Below are 17,377 nucleotides of genomic sequence, written 5' to 3' on the forward strand. Positions count from 1 at the left end.
CAGGGCTTCCCGGAGCGTGCGCGACGTTGATGCTAAGCAAGCACCAACGAGCGATGCACCAGCGGGCGGCGCACCCGCGGTGGGGTGTACAGGCACTGTGCCTGAGTCAGAAAATTTCACATATTCGACCCGAAAGGATTCAACCATGATTACTCGTACCGCTACCATCGGTTCCTCCGTAGGCCTGCACGCTCGCCCGGCTTCCCTGTTCACTCAGGCTGCCGCTGAGTACGACTACGACATTGTCATTTCCCTTGACGACGAAGAGGCCGATGCCGCTTCGATTCTGGAGGTCATGACTCTCGGCGCTAAGCATGGTGACGAAGTTACGCTCAGCTGCGAGGACGACTCCGCGACTGCAGCTCTGGACGAGCTTGCTGCGATGCTCGAGCGCGACCTGGATGCCGAGTAAGCCCAGCTAAAACACTCCTGGATAACACCACGGCACACCACGCCCGACGAGTATCCCCGCAGAGGTCCCGAAAAGGAGATCGGAAGCAATGAACGAGCAGCACACTGTCATCTATGGCATCGGTGTCTCGACCGGTACGGCCAGCGCTGAAGTAGTAAAGGTACTCCCCGCTCCGGGAGTTGATACCAAAGAGCCGTCGTCGACCGATCCTGTCGCCGATGGTGAGCGTGTCCGCGAAGCGATGGCCAACGTCGCAGAGTCGCTGAAGAAGCAGGCTGAGCACTCCAGCCCGAAGGCACGTCCGATTCTGGAGGCCACCGCGCAACTGGCTTCCGATAGGGCGCTCGCCAAGGCTGTGGTGAAGAAACTCAAGGCGGGCTCCGGTGTCACCCAGGCCGTTCACGATGCCGTTGAGGACTACGCGCAGCTCCTTGCAAGTCTCGGTGGCTACATGGCTGAACGTGTAACCGACCTCTACGATGTTCGCGACCGCACGATTTGCGAGCTGCGTGGCCTGCCAAAACCGGGCGTCCCGGATGTCACCACCCCAACTATCCTGCTTGCCGACGATCTCGCGCCCGCCGAAACCGTGGGTCTTGACCCCGAGTTGGTCGTAGGCATCGCCACCGCTGGTGGCGGGCCGACCAGCCACACGGCTATCCTCGCAGCACAGCTGGGCATTCCGGCCGTCGTTAAGGCGAAGGGCGTCATGGAACTTGGGGCCGGTACCTTTGTCGCCATTGACGGTGGCGCCGGTGAGGTGATTGCGAATCCGACCGCCGATGAGGTCGCCGAGTTGGAAGAGCGCGCTCGACGCCGGGAAGCTGCCCTGTCGCAGTCTGTGGGCGCAGGCAAGACCGCTGATGGTTACCCGGTGAATCTGCTGGCCAACATTGGTACGGCGGAAGATGGTGAGTCTGCGGCAGCGCAGGATAATGAGGGCACCGGCCTGTTCCGTACTGAGTTCCTTTTCCTCGACCGAGACAAGGCTCCGAGTTTGGAGGAACAAACGGAAACCTACACTCGTGTGCTGAAGGCATTCGGTGAGCGACGGGTGGTTGTGCGCACACTGGATGCGGGTGCGGATAAGCCGCTGAGCTTTGCCGACCTAGGCGAGGAAGAAAACCCGGCGCTGGGTCGCCGCGGACTGCGTCTGTCGCAGGCTCGGGAAGATTTGCTGGATACGCAGCTGGATGCACTCGCCGCTGCATTTGACGCCACCGGCCGCAAGGCTGACCTGCGGGTTATGGCTCCGATGATCGCAACGGTCGAAGAAACAAAGTGGTTTGCGGACAAGGCACGGGAGCGTGGTCTGCCGAAGGTCGGCATCATGATTGAGGTCCCCGCAGCAGCAATTCGCGCGAAGCAGCTGCTGTCCATTGTGGACTTTGCCTCCATTGGTACTAACGACTTGTCGCAGTACACTATGGCGGCCGACCGTATGCAGGGGGCTCTGGCGGATCTGCTTTCCCCGTGGCAACCAGCGGTACTGCAAATGATTAAGTCCGCATGCAAGGGCGGCAATGCTACCGGCAAGCCCATTAGTGTCTGCGGTGAAGCCGGCGGTGACCCGCTGCTGGCACTGGTCCTGGTGGGCCTCGGCGTGAGCTCGCTGTCCATGGCTTCCAAGAAAGTGCCGGCCGTCCGCGCCGCTCTCCGCCTCCACGACCGCGCTACCTGCCAGCAGATGGCAGCATACGCTGTCGATGCCGAAACTGCGGCCGATGCGAAGGCCGCAGTGACCGCGCTGGTGGATCCGAAGGTGAAGGATCTGCTGTAGAGCGACGGAATTAGTACTAAGCCTGGCGTACACACGCAGTCAGCGTAAATGTGTGTGCCAGGCTCTTTCTCTTTTGTTCGCTGCCCCATTCCAGGCAGCAAACTTTCTGGGAATTTTCTTGATTTTCCCTCTCTCGAACGCCCCATTAGGATAAATAGAGTGCCTTCGTCAGCACCACCAACGCCGTCGAAGCCCCTTAATAATTCAAATAAAGACGGCTCATACAAGCCGCAACTCAATTCACGCATCAGGCTCCACCCAGCCCGTGAAAATTCACAATTTCACATTAAAAGTGTCAGTTTTCGACATCGTGGCCCTTCATCTACAGGGGCACGCGAACTGCAATTGGGCTGCTGTAACGGGCGTTTGCGCCACCACAGCACCGGCAACAACGGCGTCGCCACAGCAGCATGCAGCATCGCCCTTGACCTTACGGGCGACACTAATTTAGAAAGAACACAATTCTCATGACCAAGTCGAGCGGAGTGGAGTCCCCGAAGTCTTTCGCTTCCATTATCGTTGTTACAGCTCTCATGCTGTTTTCGATGTTCTTCGGCGCGGGCAACCTTATCTTCCCGCCGAAGCTCGGAGTGGATTCCGGTACCAACTTTGGCCCCTCAATCACCGGCTTCCTGCTCACCGGTGTGGCATTGCCAGTTCTGGCCATCATCGCCATTGCCATTTCAGGCAACAACCTGCGTGACTTAGCGTTCCGCGCGGGCCGCATCTTTTCCCTGGGCTTCCCGGTAATCGCATACCTTTCCATCGGTGCTTTCTACGCTCTGCCGCGTACCGGTGCTGTGTCGTACGAAACTGGTGTCCAGCCGATTTTCGGCAGTGATTCGCTGGCCGCCGCTGCGGCCTTCTACTTCGTTTTCTTCGGTATCGCCTTAGCATTGGCGTGGAATCCGAATGAAATTGTGTCCAAACTGGGCAAGATTCTCACCCCGGCTCTGCTTATTCTCTTGGTTGTGTTGGTTGGAATGTCCGCATTCAAATTCGATGCCGCTCCGGCTACGCCAACTGAGAAGTACTCCTCTACCCCCTTTGCCTCCGGCCTAGTCGAGGGCTACCTCACCATGGACTCCATCGCCGGCCTGGCATTCGGCATCATTGTCATTTCTTCCCTCCGCGTCAGCGGTGTCCCAGAGGGCAAGCGTATGGTTCGCGGCACAATGATCTCAGGCCTGTTCGCCGGCATTTTGCTGGCCATCATCTACTTGGGCCTGGGCTATATCGGCCAGGTGCTGCCGAATGCCGCCTCCTTCGATAACGGCTCGGGCATTCTCGCGGAGGCTTCCAAACAGGCCATGGGTCAGGGCGGTCAGGTCGTCTTCGGTCTCATCGTTCTGCTCGCATGTATGACCACGGCTGTCGGCCTGATTGCCGCCACCAGTGAATTCTTCAACCTGCTGCTTCCGGGGATCAGTTACAAGGCCTGGGCCATTATCTTCACGGTCATGTCCTTCGCAATGGCAACACAGGGGCTGTCTCAGGTATTGGCGATTGCCGCGCCGATTATCACCTTTATTTACCCGCCGGCTATCACGCTGATCGCACTGACTCTTCTCGACCCGGTCATTTCCTACTCCTTCAAGCTGCATTACACCTACCGCCTGGGCGTCTGGGTTGCCACCATCTGGTCGGGTATCTCAGTACTCTCCGGTTTGGGTGTCGGCGGTTCTGCGTTGGCGGACTTCCTCAGTCTCGTACCTGGTCAGGCCATCGAGTTCGGATGGTTCCTGCCGACTCTGGCAGCGACGGTGATTGGTTACGCAATTGACGTCGTCACGCGAAAGCAGCGCGCAAATCGCCCGGCGAGTGTGCTTGCCGACGCGGCCGTTGCAGAAGAGGTAGCCGAAAAGGCGTAAAACCACACCCGGTTATTTGCGTTGCATAACGTAAATACCGCACGCTAGAAAAGTAATTTCCATCCGAACAAGGATTGACTATGAGTACCCGAATGCGTTTTACGCAAACGCTCCTATTCCGCGTTATTGTCGCGATTATTCTGGGCATTGTCTGCAGCTTTTTCTTCCCAGAATGGCTGGCTCGAATTTTTGTCACTTTCAATGGCCTCTTTGGTAACTTCCTGGGCTTCTTTATCCCGGTGCTGATTTTTGCCCTCATCACGCCGGCAATTGCCAGCCTGGGACGCGGCGCCGGAAAGTGGCTGGGGATTACCACTGCTATCGCCTACGGCTCGACGGTGTTTTCGGGTCTATTGGCCTACGCCGCCACCCAGGGGCTCTACCCTTGGCTGCTCGGCGCTGACCAAGCCGGCGCATCGGTGGATATTGATGAGGGCGCGCTGGAGAGCTTCTTCAATGTGGAGATGCCACCGCCGTTTGACGTCATGACCGCCCTACTGCTGGCTTTCACAGTCGGTGTGGCGATGACCACCGTGAAGTCGGACTCGCTCTACCGCGGTGCGACGCAGCTGCGCGACGTGATTATGAAGATCATCTCGGCGTTTATCATCCCGCTGCTGCCGATTTACATCTTCGGCATGTTCCTGTCTATGGGCATGAACGGCAACCTGACCACGACGCTGTCGATGTTCTTCAAGGTGCTGGTTCTGGCCGTCATCGGAACCGTGCTCCTGTTGGCTATCCAGTTCTCTATCGCAGGTGCCATCGCGGGCCGCAGCCCGTGGACGTCCCTGAAGAATATGCTTCCGGCCTACGCCACTGCACTGGGCACGTCGTCCTCGGCCGCTACCATTCCGGTGACGTACAAGGCCGCGCTGAAGAATGGTGTCTCGGAGAAGGTCGCTGGCTTTACCGTGCCGCTGTGCGCGACCATTCACCTGGCCGGTTCGATGATGAAGATCACGCTGTTCGCGTTTGCGGTGATGTTCATGGCGGACAAGCCGCTTTCGCCGGGCATGGCCATCGGCTTCATTCTCACTTTGGGTATCACCATGATTGCTGCTCCGGGCGTTCCGGGTGGCGCAATTATGGCTGCGGTCGGTGTGCTGCAGTCCATGCTGGGCTTCGATCAGGAGCAGGTCGCTTTGATGATCGCCGCCTACATCGCCATCGACTCCTTCGGTACCGCATGTAATGTCACGGGTGACGGTGCAATTGCCATGATTGTTAACCGCTTTGCCAAGGATGATGTCATCGACCGTTCCGAAGAGCTCAGCTTCGATGCTGAAGAGGCCAATTCCGCATCTTCAGCAACCGAGGCCTAACAGGCTTCGGTGCATATGTAAAAATTAAAGAAAACATCCACCGGTCAACCCCGTCGCAAACTTTCAAAAGGCCTTCTTATGGGTCGATGCGGCGGGTGTTGGCATACATGTAAGGGGCCCGCCTTGGACTTCATTTCGACTCGCGACCCAGAGCGCACGCCGCACAAGTTCTCAGACATTCTCCTGGGAGGTCTCGCTAACGACGGTGGCCTCTACCTGCCGGTCGAGTACCCTCAGGTTGACGATGCCACTTTGACGCGTTGGCGCTCCGTGCTTGTCGACGACGGTTACGCAGCCTTGGCTGCAGAGGTCGTCAGCCTTTTTGTGGACGACATTCCACTGGAGGATTTGCGCGGTATCTGCGCACGGGCGTACACCTACCCGAAGTTCTCCGATCCGAATATTGTGCCGGTGACGAAACTGGAAGATCAGCTCTACATCGGTCACTTGTCCATGGGCCCCACAGCGGCGTTCAAGGACATGGCGATGCAGCTTCTCGGTGAGTTCTTCGAGTATGAGCTGGCTCGTCGTGGCGAGACCCTGAATATCCTCGGCGCCACCTCTGGTGACACGGGTTCCTCGGCCGAGTACGCAATGCGCGGCCGTGAGGGAATCAGCGTGTTCATGCTTACTCCGGCTGGTCGAATGACAGCTTTCCAGCAAGCTCAGATGTTTGGTCTGCAGGATGCCAACATTCACAACGTCGCCCTCGACGGTGTCTTCGATGATTGCCAGGACATCGTTAAGGCGGTCTCCGGTGACTTGGATTACAAGGCCAGCCGCCACATTGGCGCAGTCAACTCCATCAACTGGGCTCGCCTGATGGCTCAGATCGTGTACTACGTCTCCTCGTGGATTCGTGTCACTGGCGGCAACGGCGCTGAAGCCGATAACGCGCAGAAGGTCAGCTTCAGTGTGCCGACCGGCAACTTCGGTGATATCTGCGCCGGCCATATTGCACGTCAGATGGGTGTGCCAATTGACCGCCTGATCGTGGCTACCAATGAAAACGATGTCTTGGATGAGTTCTTCCGCACGGGTGCCTACCGCGTGCGCAGTGCTGCGGAGACGCAGGCTACCTCTTCCCCATCGATGGATATCTCCCGCGCGTCTAACTTCGAGCGTTTCATCTTCGACCTGCTGGAACGCGATGCTGAGCGCACTGCAGACCTCTTTGGTGTCAAGGTCAAGGAGGGCGGCTTCTCTCTTACTGCTGATCCGATCTTCCCGGAGGCTTCTGCCCAGTACGGTTTCCTCTCCGGTCGCTCGACTCACGCTGACCGCGTCGAAACCATCAAGGACTGCTGGGAGCGCCTAGAGGTCATGGTCGATCCGCACACCGCTGACGGCATCCACGTCGCCCGCGGCTTGGTAGACCAGGTATCCACCCCAATTGTCTGTCTGGAGACTGCCCTGCCGGTAAAGTTCTCCGAGACCATCCTGGAGGCCACCGGACGCGAGCCGGATTGCCCGGAGCGTTTCGCGGACATCATGAATGCCCCGCGCCGCGTCACCGAGCTGCCGAATGATGCCGATGTGGTGAAGAAGTTCATCGACGACAACGTGGCTTAAAACCGGACAGAGCCCAACGTCACCCCCATCCGCGCAGCAACGATGTGGAATAGTGCCCTCTTTTTTAAGGGCAAACAGCATTATCTTGGGCTATAGGGCTGTTATTACCCCCGTGATTACCTCACAATTGTTCACATGAGTTTCACTCGAGTTAATAGCCGTCCTATGCCCCACGCGCCCGTTTCTTCCCCGCAGGAAGGTTCCCAAAAGACCACAACGGTCTCGCGGGCGCTGGCCGACACACTGGCCCAGCACTGCGACCACTGCTTCGGTCTCATCGGCAACGCGAACTCCCACTTCACGTCAGCCCTTACTGAATCGGGATTCGGCTACTCCTCCGTCCGACACGAATCGGCTGCTGTGGGTGCCGCCGATGCCTTTCACCGCGCAGGCGGAGGGCTTGCTATCGCGACCGCCACTTGCGGCGCAGGATTCACCAATGCGCTAACCACTCTGGCCGAGGCTCGAGTAGCCCGTATTCCGCTGATTTTTGTCGTCGGCACGCACCCGGAACGCCCACGTCCCTTTGACCTCAATCAGGCGGCGCTCCTCGACGCCCTCGACGTCTGTCATCGCACCGTCACTCCCGAGTCCGCGCTTGACGACGCAAACTTTGCGGTCCAGCACGCACTGAGTTCTCGGCAGCCTGTTGTGCTGCTGCTCCCCTATGACATCCAAGAAGCACCGATAACGGCATCTGCGTCTGAAACACAGTCGACGAATCAGGAGCATCTACACACCGGCCGACCAGAATGGTTGGAGTCAACTGTCACGTCGCTGGCAGAGGAACTGCAGACTGCCCGTCGCCCACTCATTATCGCTGGTAGAGGTGTGCTGCTCTCTGATACCGCAGACCTAGTCCGCCGCATCGGGGACAGTGTGGGGGCACTGTTTATGCACTCAGCGATGGCTCGTCATGTGCTTTCCAGTCCGTGGCAGATTGGCACCGTGGGCGGTTTTGCGCATGCGTGGCAGGTGGAGCTAGCTCGACAGGCCGATGTGGTGCTGTTCCTGGGAGCAAGCTTCAACGCTTTCCAAAACCGTGGCGGCAACATGTTTGCACCGGACGCGAAGATTATCCAGGTTGTCGACGAGCCCCATCCTGCCGCTCAGCCGTCGGTGACACCGTTATTGGCTAAGTTGGAGGAACTTCTGCCCGTACTGGCAGAGCAGCTGGAGAAGCCCCGGGGATCGTCGTCAAGCACATGGCGTGCGGAGTTGAAGACACTGCCGACGACAGCGGAGGTCGAATCACTGACGTGCGCGGATGGCCGGTTGGATCCGCGGGCGTGCCTGCAGTATCTGAATCGTGTCCTGCCCAATCAGCGCGCTGTGTGTACCGACGGTGGCCATTTCCTGGGGTGGGTTCCGAAGTATCTCGATGTGCCTGGTCCGCAGCAGCAAGTGATTGTGGGCACGGCGATTCAGTCAATTGGTTTGGGCATGGGGTCGCTTGTCGGCCTCGCGGCGGCGCGGCCCGAGGACTATTGCGTGCTAGTCGCCGGCGACGGTGGCGGCACGATGGGCATTGCGGATTTACCTGCGGCGATCGAGCAGCTGCGGCGTGGGCGTGGCGGTTGCGTGGTGTTCATTAACGATGCTGCCTACGGCGCGGAGCTGCATCAGTTTGGCGATGTCGGGTTGGACACCTCGTCGATGGAGATTGCCGACTACGACTTCGCCGCAGTCGGGCGTGCCTATGGCGCCCACGGTTTCAGTGTCGGCACACCTGAGGACTTTGCCCAGCTCGACGCCTATTTCCATGACGTGTCCAACTCCGCTGAGGCTTCCGTCGCCGTAATTGATTTCAAGGTCTCACGGCTGGTGGTTGCGGACTTCGTGAAGGAAGTTCTGGCAAAGGCACAAAGGTAGTTTGTCGCGGGCATAATCGGGGGTCGCCTAGACCCCCGGTTCAACCCCACTTCAGGCCGGTTGGTTGATGGGGTCTACAATGTGGCGAGTGGTAAAGCAGTGTAACGGTAAAGATCAGATTTCATCAACAGATCAGCCCGCCACCACAATGGCAAAGGACCCGCGCGAGCACGTCACTGGCCGCGCGGTTGCCGTCTGGCTGGCTGCGCTGATTACCTACATCGTTGCCATCGTCGGCCGCACCTCCATGGGTGTCGCTGGCGTCGAGGCGCTCGATCGCTTCCATATCAACGCCTCCCAACTCGCGCTGTTCACAGCCGTGCAGGTTGGCGTCTACGCCCTGGCGCAGATTCCGACGGGCATCATCATTGACCGCGTCGGCGCCAAGAAAACCATGGTCGTCGGCGCACTGATCATGGCGCTGGGCCAGGTCATCATCGCGTTTACGACATCGTATCCGCTGGCTGTCATCGCTCGTGTATTCATCGGCGCCGGCGATGCCACCGCCTTCCTCGGTGCGATGCGACTGCTTCCCGCATGGTTCCCGCTGCGTGTCACTCCGCTGTTCACGCAGCTCACGGCTGGTCTTGGCCAGCTCGGCCAGTTCATCTCTGCGGTCCCGTTCCTCGCGATTCTGCACGCCGCGGGGTGGGTGCCCGCGTTCTTGTCGCTGAGCACCGCAGGTCTTCTCATCGCCATCGTGGGCATGATCGCGCTTGCCGACGTCCCGGAGAACTCCTCCACGGTAAAGATGTCACTTCGTGAACGCCGCGCTGCCAAAAAGGCCGCGAAGACGGCTGCTGATGGCGGAGCCCCTGCCGTAGCCGATGAGAAACTGACTATCGGCCAGACGCTCAAGATTGTCACTACCCACCCGGTGTGCTGGCAGGGTTTCTTCACTCACTGGACTGGTTTGATGCATCAGTGCATCTTCACATTGCTGTGGGGCATGCCTCTGATGATGCTGGGTATGGGTCTTAAGCCCTCCGAGGCCAGTGTGGTGCTGGTCATTAACACGCTGTCAGTAATTATCGCCGGGCCGTTGATGGGTATGGTCTCGGCACGCACCGGCCGCGACCGTATCAAGGTTGTGGTCGCAATCGCGTTTATCAACATGGCCGTCTGGATTGTGTTCCTGGCACCGAGCAACCCACCAGCATACTGGGCAATTATTGTGGTCAACATCCTAATGGCCGGTCTTGGCGCGATGTCCAACTTCGGTTTCGACTCAGTGCGCGAAGAGGTCGATCGAAAGGTACTCGCGACCGGCACTGGGCTGGCGAATATGGGCGGTTTTGTCGCCACCATGCTCGCAGCACAAGGTGTCGGCTTCCTGCTGGATATTGCAGCTCCCGATGGAAACTACACCTGGGAGACCTTCCGCATTGGCTGGTTGGCTGTCGTCGGTGTGTGGGCGATTGGTTTCGTTGGCCTACTGGTCGCAAAGCGTGCGGCGGCACGCTTTGTCGCCCAGCAGAGCCGTTTTGAGCTGGAACCTACTGAGTAGGAACTATAGGAAGCCGAGAGACAGAGCGGCTAGAACAGCGAAAGCTGCTCTGGCCCTTCCAGGCCCTCCGAGTCGTCCGAGTCCTCCGCTTGCTCGGAGGAGCCTGCGTGGCCGCTATCCTCCGTGCGTTCACTGCCATCAGTCTGAGCACCATGAGAAATGCGCTCACCGGTGTCAGTTTCGGGGGCTGCGTTCTCCGGGACGTCGTCAAGCGAAGGCGTTGGTGTAACGGCCTCACGCTCATACATTTCCTGTAGCTTCTCGGTCTTGGTAATACGGACTAGTTCGGCGTAGATGACCAGCTTCATAGAACTATTGACCAGTGGTCCCAGCTGGGAAAACAGGACATCGACATCACCGTCAACCGCGAGGCATGCGCGACGCAGGCTCTCCTCGGAAATAATCCAGCGGGAGGTTTCCGCGCAGGTTTCGCGGTCGCCGATGAAGTCCAATGCGAGGGCAACCTGGTTGCTGGCGACGCCATCCAGTGTGGCAGCCAGGCGCTCGTTAGGTGCGGCATCCTTGAACAGGCGGGCAATCTGGACTGCTTCCGCCGTCGGCACCTGGCCAGCGGCATACTCAGCGATGAGTTCGGCCATACGCTGAGCACCGACGTGCTGATCCGTCAGCCAAATGTCGTGCAAGGCATACATGATAGCCATGGCCTGCCAGGAGGCGTGCCCTTGGTAGAGAATGCCCAAGATGCCGGCCTGCTCCAGCAGCCAACCGACCATCGCTTCCCCATCAGCGCCGTTGCGAGCGCAGAGGTTGTCGACATTCCAAGCCATATGCCCTTCGACGCAGCAGCCATAGAACTTCTGGTCTTCCTCCAGCTGCGCGGCCAGCGACACTACTTCGCGTGCGGCATACGGGTAGCCGTAGGCAAGGGTGGCATGCGACAAATCATCGACGCCCATAGTCACCCACGGAAACTCGCCGTGCCACGGACCGCGACCAACGAGGAAGCCCGCCGCGAGATACGCCCATCGGGTCGAGGCATCCGCGTTGTACCAGTACTGCAGTGCGCGTGGAGTCGGATGCCCGCTGTCAGCGTGAATCAATCCGGCGTTGACCAGCATCTCGACGATCCAGGGCGCCGCGAAAGCACTCGCACCTATTGATGCTGCGAAGTCCTGAATCCACAGCAGGCTCGATTCCTCATACATGTGCAACGGGTCCTTCAGACGCCCGTCGCCGCTGCCCGCAGCATCCATAAACGCCGAAGCAAACGCCACCGCAGCCACCGAAGCTTCGGTTAATTCCCTCGACTGCAGCGTTGCCGGGAAAGACTCCGTCGGATGGGGCTTACGAATCGACCACATGTCGCCCTTGAGCGCCAACGCGACTGCACCCACCAGGCGGGCAACCACTGTCGATTCGGTGCGTGCTTCCGATTCTTGCTCGGATACCGGCATCGCCGGTTCTTCTAGCACAGTCAGCAGCAGACGCTCTTCGGCCCAGCGCACCGCGTCGGCACGCAGTTCAGACCACATGTAGGAGGGCAAGTACTTCTCGTCGGTTGCCATCCAGCGCAGCTCATTGCGAATATCCACCGGAGCTGTCATCACCAGAGCCCGCACCTTCACCGGATCGCAGAGGAAGCCTGCAATTTGCTCCACCTGGCGAGCCTGCAAATTTCGCACCGTTAAATCGCTGGCGCTCAGTGCTCGCGATGTGCCCTCTCCCGGAGCGTTATACGGCTCCAGCCCCATGCGCTCCATACGGCGACTCAGCACATCCGCTGGCATATTCGCCACCAAGTCGGCGACGCGGAAGCTGAGGCTCGGTTCCGCCGGGAACACCTCCGAAATATGTGGCGGCACATGCCACACACCCGCCGGTTCCTCCCACACGAGCCCCTGACGCTGGCCACGGCGTAGCACATGCTCAAGCTGCTGCTTGCCGACGCGACGACGCTTGCGGTCAACACCCTTCGGCGTATCGTGCGCCATCACGTCCGCATCCGATGCCCAATAGGCCACTTCCGTGAGGGTATCCAGCGATGCGGAGTCCTCCAGAATATGAACCAAGTGGGCCACATCGAGAACATCGGGATCACAAAAAGACAGCGCCGTATGCGCTGAATCCTGTGACATCAGCAATTCCACCGCCTCTTGCCCAGCAGCTGAAGTGTCAGCTGCTGGACACGTGCGGCTCAATAGAAAACGCAGGTCAGTGCCATCGAGGTTGAGAATGAAATCCTCATACCTAGGGCGTACCGAGTAATCGACGTTGCGTTCCATAGCCCACCATTATGCCCGGTCGCCGTGCTAAGACAAAGGCTGCACCCCGCTGCCACATAATCAGCCTCGCAGCGAGGTTCGGCAGACCTCTGCCCGGTCTACTCGTGGTCGGGGTTCTCCTCACCCCAAAACACGCGGTTGACGACACGGCTGGAGTGACGAGTCAGACGCAAATAATGCTCAATAAAACCGTTGGAATCCGATGCTTCCCACCCCGCCGCACCGGCGACCTGAGTCAGCTGACGCCCCGGCTGTGGCAGCTGATCCGTGCGCTTACCACGCGTGAGCACCAGCGCATTGCGAGCATTCGTCGCCATCAGCCAGGCATCCCGAAGCGCATCGGTATCCTCCGCATCTAGAATTCCGCGGTCTTGCAGCACTTCCAGACACTCCAGCGTCGAAGTGTTGTGCAACTCCGGCACTTCGTGGGCATGCAGCATGATCAGCAGCTGCACAGTCCATTCAATATCGGTCAGTGCACCGGAACCGAGTTTGGTGTGGGTACGGCGATCAGCTCCGCGAGGCAGTCGCTCGGAATCAACACGCGCCTTCATACGGCGGACATCGCGGACCATCTTGGCATCAGCTCCGCCCTGTGGGTACCTCAACGGATCGATGGCCTTGAGGAAGCGGGTGCCCAGGTCTTTATCGCCGGCAATCCAGGTAGCACGTAGCAGTGCCTGAATCTCCCAGGTTTCACCCCAGCGCTCGTAGTAGGTCACATAGGAATCCAGAGTCCTGACAATCGGGCCCGAGCGTCCTTCTGGACGCAGGTCCACGTCAACCTCCAATGGCGGGTCCTGGCTTGGCTTTGCCAGCCGACGACGCAACGAGTCACAAATCCTGGTTGCCCACTTGACCGCCTCGGAATCGTCGACAAGCGGCGTTCCATCGGCGTCCTTGCGGGGTTCACAGATGAACATCACATCGGCATCGGAGCCGTAGCCCAGCTCAGCACCGCCGAGCCGCCCCATACCAATCACGGAGATAACGCCCGGGACCTCCGAGTCAGGATGCTCCAGCGACCACGCACGGATTTCAGCGGCGAGGGCAGCTTCGAGCACGTTGTCCCACACCATCGACAGAGAGTGACAGACCTCTTGCACATCCATCAGCCCGAAGAGATCCGCGGAGGCAATGCGCGCGAGCTCCGCACGGCGCAACGCACGTGCCACGCCAATGGCCTTAGCGGGACTGTTGTGACGGGCAGCCGCTGCGACCAGCGCACGCCCGACTGCATCGGAGTCGGTATTCAGTAGCTTCGGCCCGGACGCACCGTCGCCGAACCGTTTAATTACGTCCGGTGCACTCATAATCAGATCAGACGCGTACGGCGAAGAACCGAGCGCACGCATCAGCCGCTGGCCGACGACCCCCTCATCGCGCAGCGTACGCAGGAACCACGTTTCGTCGTGGAGCTTCTCAGAGAGCTTGCGATAATTGAGCAGACCCGCGTCGGGATCTGACGTCGACGATAACCACTCCATCAGCGTCGGTAGCAGCATCGCCTGAATACGCGACTTGCGCGAGGTCCCCGCCGCCAGCGCAGAAAGATGCTCGTAGGCGCGATCCGGGTACTGATAGCCCAGCGCGGCCAGCTGGCGCTTTGCCGCATCGGCCGATAGCTGCAGGGTTCCAATGTCCTGCTCCACCACGGAGTTCAGCAGTGGACGGTAGAAAAGCTTGTTGTGGAGGGAGCGAATCTGTGAGCTGGCCAGTCGAACCTGCTTGGCCAGCGGTTTGCTGGCATCGGTGCCGCCCTCACCGACGATGCCAGAGGCCCGACCGAGCCACTGAAGAGCTTCGGTGTCGTCCTCGGCAGGCAACAAATGCGTCCGCCGCATCTTCTGCAGCTGCAGGCGGTGCTCCAGTAGACGGACGAACTCGTAGGCGTTAATCAGCGCGGCACCGTCTTCGCGACCGATGTAGCCAGCCTCGACAAGTGCGTCGAGCGCCATCACAGTTGGCAGCACGCGGAGGCTATCGTCATAGCGACCATGGACCAGCTGCAGCAGCTGCACCGCGAACTCGACATCGCGCAGTCCACCGCGACCGAGTTTGAGCTCTCGGTAGCGAAGCTCTTCAGGGACGTTTTGGACCACGCGGGCGCGCATACGTTGAACATCGTCGACAAAGGATTCCCGCTGAGAGGCGGTCCACACCATCGGGGCTAGAGCATCGATATATTCGCGGCCCAGCTCGACATCGCCCGTCATCGGCCGCGCCTTCAGTAACGCCTGGAACTCCCAGGTTTCGGCCCAACGCTTGTAGTAGGCGACGTGGGAATCCACCGTGCGTACAAGCGCACCTGATTTGCCCTCCGGGCGGAGATTCGCGTCGACCTCAAAGAAGCAGTGACAAGAAATCCGGATAAATTCACTGGCCAAACGGGTGGCTCGGGCATCCGCCGGTTCTGCGACGAATATGACATCCACATCGGAGATGTAGTTCAGCTCTTCCGCACCGCACTTACCCATGGCGATTACGGCCAGGCGTGTTGAGACCGGCGACGAAGGAAATACCTGTTGCACCGCGACCGAGAGCGCAGCCGTCAACGCCGCATCAGCCAGATCACTGAGTGCCTCCGAGACCTGACGAAATGGGACTTGTGGCTGTCCCGGACGGCGAGGGCCCCGTGGGTACGTGCCAGCCAAGTCGTAGCACGCAATACGCATAATCAAATCGCGATAGGCGCACTGCATCGCAACTTCCGCCTCACGGCCGGTGAGCTTCGCACGGTATAAACCGGGGCCTTCGAGCGTGGCGGGCGCAACGACGGGCTTGCGATACTCCGGATCCTCCTGCTTTTCCAGGCTGGCCTCATCAGTGAGTTCGATGGCCTCTGGCACAGCACCGACGCTGGAAAGCATCTCGCGGAACATGTCCGCCTCAGTTGGGAGCTCAGCTTGGAGCAGAACCCACTTTTCTGGGTGTGCGACCAGGTGATCGCCCAGTGCACTCGAGCCGCCGAGCAGCGCAAACATACGCGTACGCAGCGGCACCTGCTCGCGCATGGCTTCATCTAGACCGGACCAGGTGGCCCAGCCCTCCAGCTTTCCCTGCTGCTCCAGCTCGTCGAGAGCGCCTTTCAGCCGCACTAGCGCCATGAGCGCCAGCTTGGGATCGCTGGCTCCGGCAAGCCCCCACAACAGGTGTAGGGACTCCTCGTTGTACCACCCCAAATCTTCCAGGTCAGCGCGCGTCCGATCGTCGTTACGCAAGCCCAGCGCTGCGGGCCGCGGCACTGATTGGCGGGATGTGCGAGGTCGATTCATCACCATTGAAACTGGTCACCCAAAAAACAAATTAAAGACGAGAAAAGGAAGGGAGCGGTACGGAGAAGCTAATAATCCAGGGTTGTGCGCAGCTCCCACTGCGTCACCTGACGCTGGAACTCGCGCCACTCGCGCCACTTATTGAGCAGGAAGAACTCGTAAACATGGTCACCGAGAGCATCGGCCACCAAATCGGAGCGTTCCATCTCCTGCAGCGCCACCTCCAGGGATGTCGGCAAATCGCGGTAGCCCATCGCACGTCGTTCCCGCTTGGTCAACTCGGAGATGTTGTCCTCTGCCTGCTCCGGAAGCTGATAGCCCTCCTTAATTCCCTTCAGACCGGCGGCCAAAATCACCGAGTAAGCAAGATACGGGTTACAGGCCGAGTCCAAGGAACGAATTTCCACGCGGCGCGAATGTGCCTTACCCGGCGAGTACATGGGCACACGCACGAGAGCCGAGCGGTTGGCCATGCCCCAGGTCGCGGACGTCGGAGCCTCATCGCCAAATGCCGTGCGCTTGTAGGAGTTGACCCACTGATTGGTCACAGCGGAAATTTCGCTGGCGTGAGTCAGAATGCCGGCAATGAAACCCTTTGCGGTGTCGGAGAGCTGGTTTTCATCATCCGGGTCGTGGAATGCATTGGTGTCCCCTTCAAAGAGGGAAATGTGAGTGTGCATGCCATTGCCCGGCAAATCCTGGAAAGGTTTCGGCATGAATGTCGCCTGCACACCGTTTTTCATTGCAATCTGCTTAATGATGTAGCGGAAGGACATCACGTTATCCGCCATAGTCAGCGGATCGGCGTAGCGCAGATCGATTTCCTGCTGCCCCGGCGCATTTTCGTGATGGGAGAACTCCACGGGGATCCCCATGTCCTCCAACACGGTGATCGCTTCTTGGCGAAAGCGCGGTGCGCGGTCGTAGACCGCCTGGTCAAAATAACCGCCATTGTCCGTTGGCACCGGCGGCTTTCCATCAGTAGCCAGGCTCTCTACTAGGAAAAACTCAATCTCCGGGTGGATGAACGCGTGGAAGCCCTCGTCGGCAAGCGCCTTAATTTGGCGGCGCAGCACCTGGCGTGGATCTGCCCACGACGGCTGACCGTCGGGCATGACAATGTCGCAGAACATGCGCGCGGAGGTGATTGTGTCTTCTTTATGCAAGCGCGGCATGACCTGGAACGTCGAGGGATCCGGTTGCGCAATAGTGTCAGCTTCGGAGACACGGGAAAAGCCCTCTACCGCGGAGCCATCGAAACCGATGCCCTCTTCGAAAGAACCTTCAAGCTCAGCCGGTGCGACGGCAACGGACTTCAGGTACCCCAAAATGTCGGTAAACCACAGACGGATATAGCGGATATCTTGCTCTTCGATTGCGCGGAGGACGAATTCCTGCTGACTGTTCATACTTTCCAACGTTACCCAGGTGCCCGGATTCGCGGTACACATTTTGGCCATCCGGCGTGGCTAGCCAACTGCCGCGCCCGTGCCATTACCGCTGCCCTCGTGGCCTCGAAT

The 17,377-nt window shown here is 59.4% G+C and carries 10 protein-coding genes; 7 read left to right on the forward strand and 3 right to left on the reverse strand.

Annotation, left to right across the window (positions count from 1 at the left end):
• Window positions 1–145 precede the first annotated feature (145 nt).
• The 7 genes from CORAM0001_RS11525 to CORAM0001_RS06940 all read left to right on the forward strand — a co-directional run bounded on the left by CORAM0001_RS11525 (window position 146) and on the right by CORAM0001_RS06940 (window position 10,339).
• Complete coding sequence (locus tag CORAM0001_RS11525) at window positions 146–412, forward strand: HPr family phosphocarrier protein (protein WP_244262016.1); 267 nt, start codon at window positions 146–148, stop codon at window positions 410–412.
• A gap of 88 nt (window positions 413–500) precedes the next feature.
• Window positions 501–2,192, forward strand: a complete 1,692-nt coding sequence (ptsP, locus tag CORAM0001_RS06915; protein WP_005511102.1) for a phosphoenolpyruvate--protein phosphotransferase — start codon at window positions 501–503, stop codon at window positions 2,190–2,192.
• A gap of 467 nt (window positions 2,193–2,659) precedes the next feature.
• A complete protein-coding gene (gene brnQ, locus CORAM0001_RS06920) occupies window positions 2,660–4,063 on the forward strand; it encodes a branched-chain amino acid transport system II carrier protein (RefSeq protein WP_005511012.1) in 1,404 nt (467 codons plus the stop codon).
• Window positions 4,064–4,143: 80 nt separating this feature from the next.
• The gene (locus CORAM0001_RS06925; protein WP_005511105.1) at window positions 4,144–5,388 is read left to right on the forward strand and encodes a dicarboxylate/amino acid:cation symporter; all 1,245 of its coding nucleotides are present in this window, start codon (window positions 4,144–4,146) and stop codon (window positions 5,386–5,388) included.
• Between the two features lie 123 nt (window positions 5,389–5,511).
• Window positions 5,512–6,960, forward strand: coding sequence for a threonine synthase (thrC, locus tag CORAM0001_RS06930; protein WP_005511003.1), 1,449 nt, complete (start codon window positions 5,512–5,514; stop codon window positions 6,958–6,960).
• 135 nt (window positions 6,961–7,095) lie between these two features.
• Complete coding sequence (locus CORAM0001_RS06935) at window positions 7,096–8,832, forward strand: thiamine pyrophosphate-binding protein (protein ID WP_244262014.1); 1,737 nt, start codon at window positions 7,096–7,098, stop codon at window positions 8,830–8,832.
• A gap of 79 nt (window positions 8,833–8,911) precedes the next feature.
• Entirely contained in the window at window positions 8,912–10,339 is a 1,428-nt protein-coding gene (locus CORAM0001_RS06940) for an MFS transporter (protein WP_005511000.1), read from the forward strand.
• Window positions 10,340–10,368: 29 nt separating this feature from the next.
• Here the strand turns inward: CORAM0001_RS06940 and CORAM0001_RS06945 are convergent, their stop codons facing one another.
• The 3 genes from CORAM0001_RS06945 to CORAM0001_RS06955 all read right to left on the reverse strand — a co-directional run bounded on the left by CORAM0001_RS06945 (window position 10,369) and on the right by CORAM0001_RS06955 (window position 17,266).
• Window positions 10,369–12,582: a hypothetical protein gene (locus CORAM0001_RS06945; protein WP_005511082.1), complete on the reverse strand. Its 2,214-nt coding sequence runs from the start codon at window positions 12,580–12,582 to the stop codon at window positions 10,369–10,371.
• A 98-nt stretch (window positions 12,583–12,680) separates the two neighbouring features.
• Window positions 12,681–15,863, reverse strand: coding sequence for a bifunctional [glutamine synthetase] adenylyltransferase/[glutamine synthetase]-adenylyl-L-tyrosine phosphorylase (locus tag CORAM0001_RS06950; RefSeq protein ID WP_005511091.1), 3,183 nt, complete (start codon window positions 15,861–15,863; stop codon window positions 12,681–12,683).
• A gap of 62 nt (window positions 15,864–15,925) precedes the next feature.
• Entirely contained in the window at window positions 15,926–17,266 is a 1,341-nt protein-coding gene (locus CORAM0001_RS06955) for a glutamine synthetase family protein (protein ID WP_005511085.1), read from the reverse strand.
• Between the last annotated feature and the right edge of the window lie 111 nt (window positions 17,267–17,377).

It is taken from the genome of Corynebacterium amycolatum SK46 (assembly GCF_000173655.1).
Classification (GTDB): Bacteria; Actinomycetota; Actinomycetes; order Mycobacteriales; family Mycobacteriaceae; genus Corynebacterium; species Corynebacterium amycolatum_A.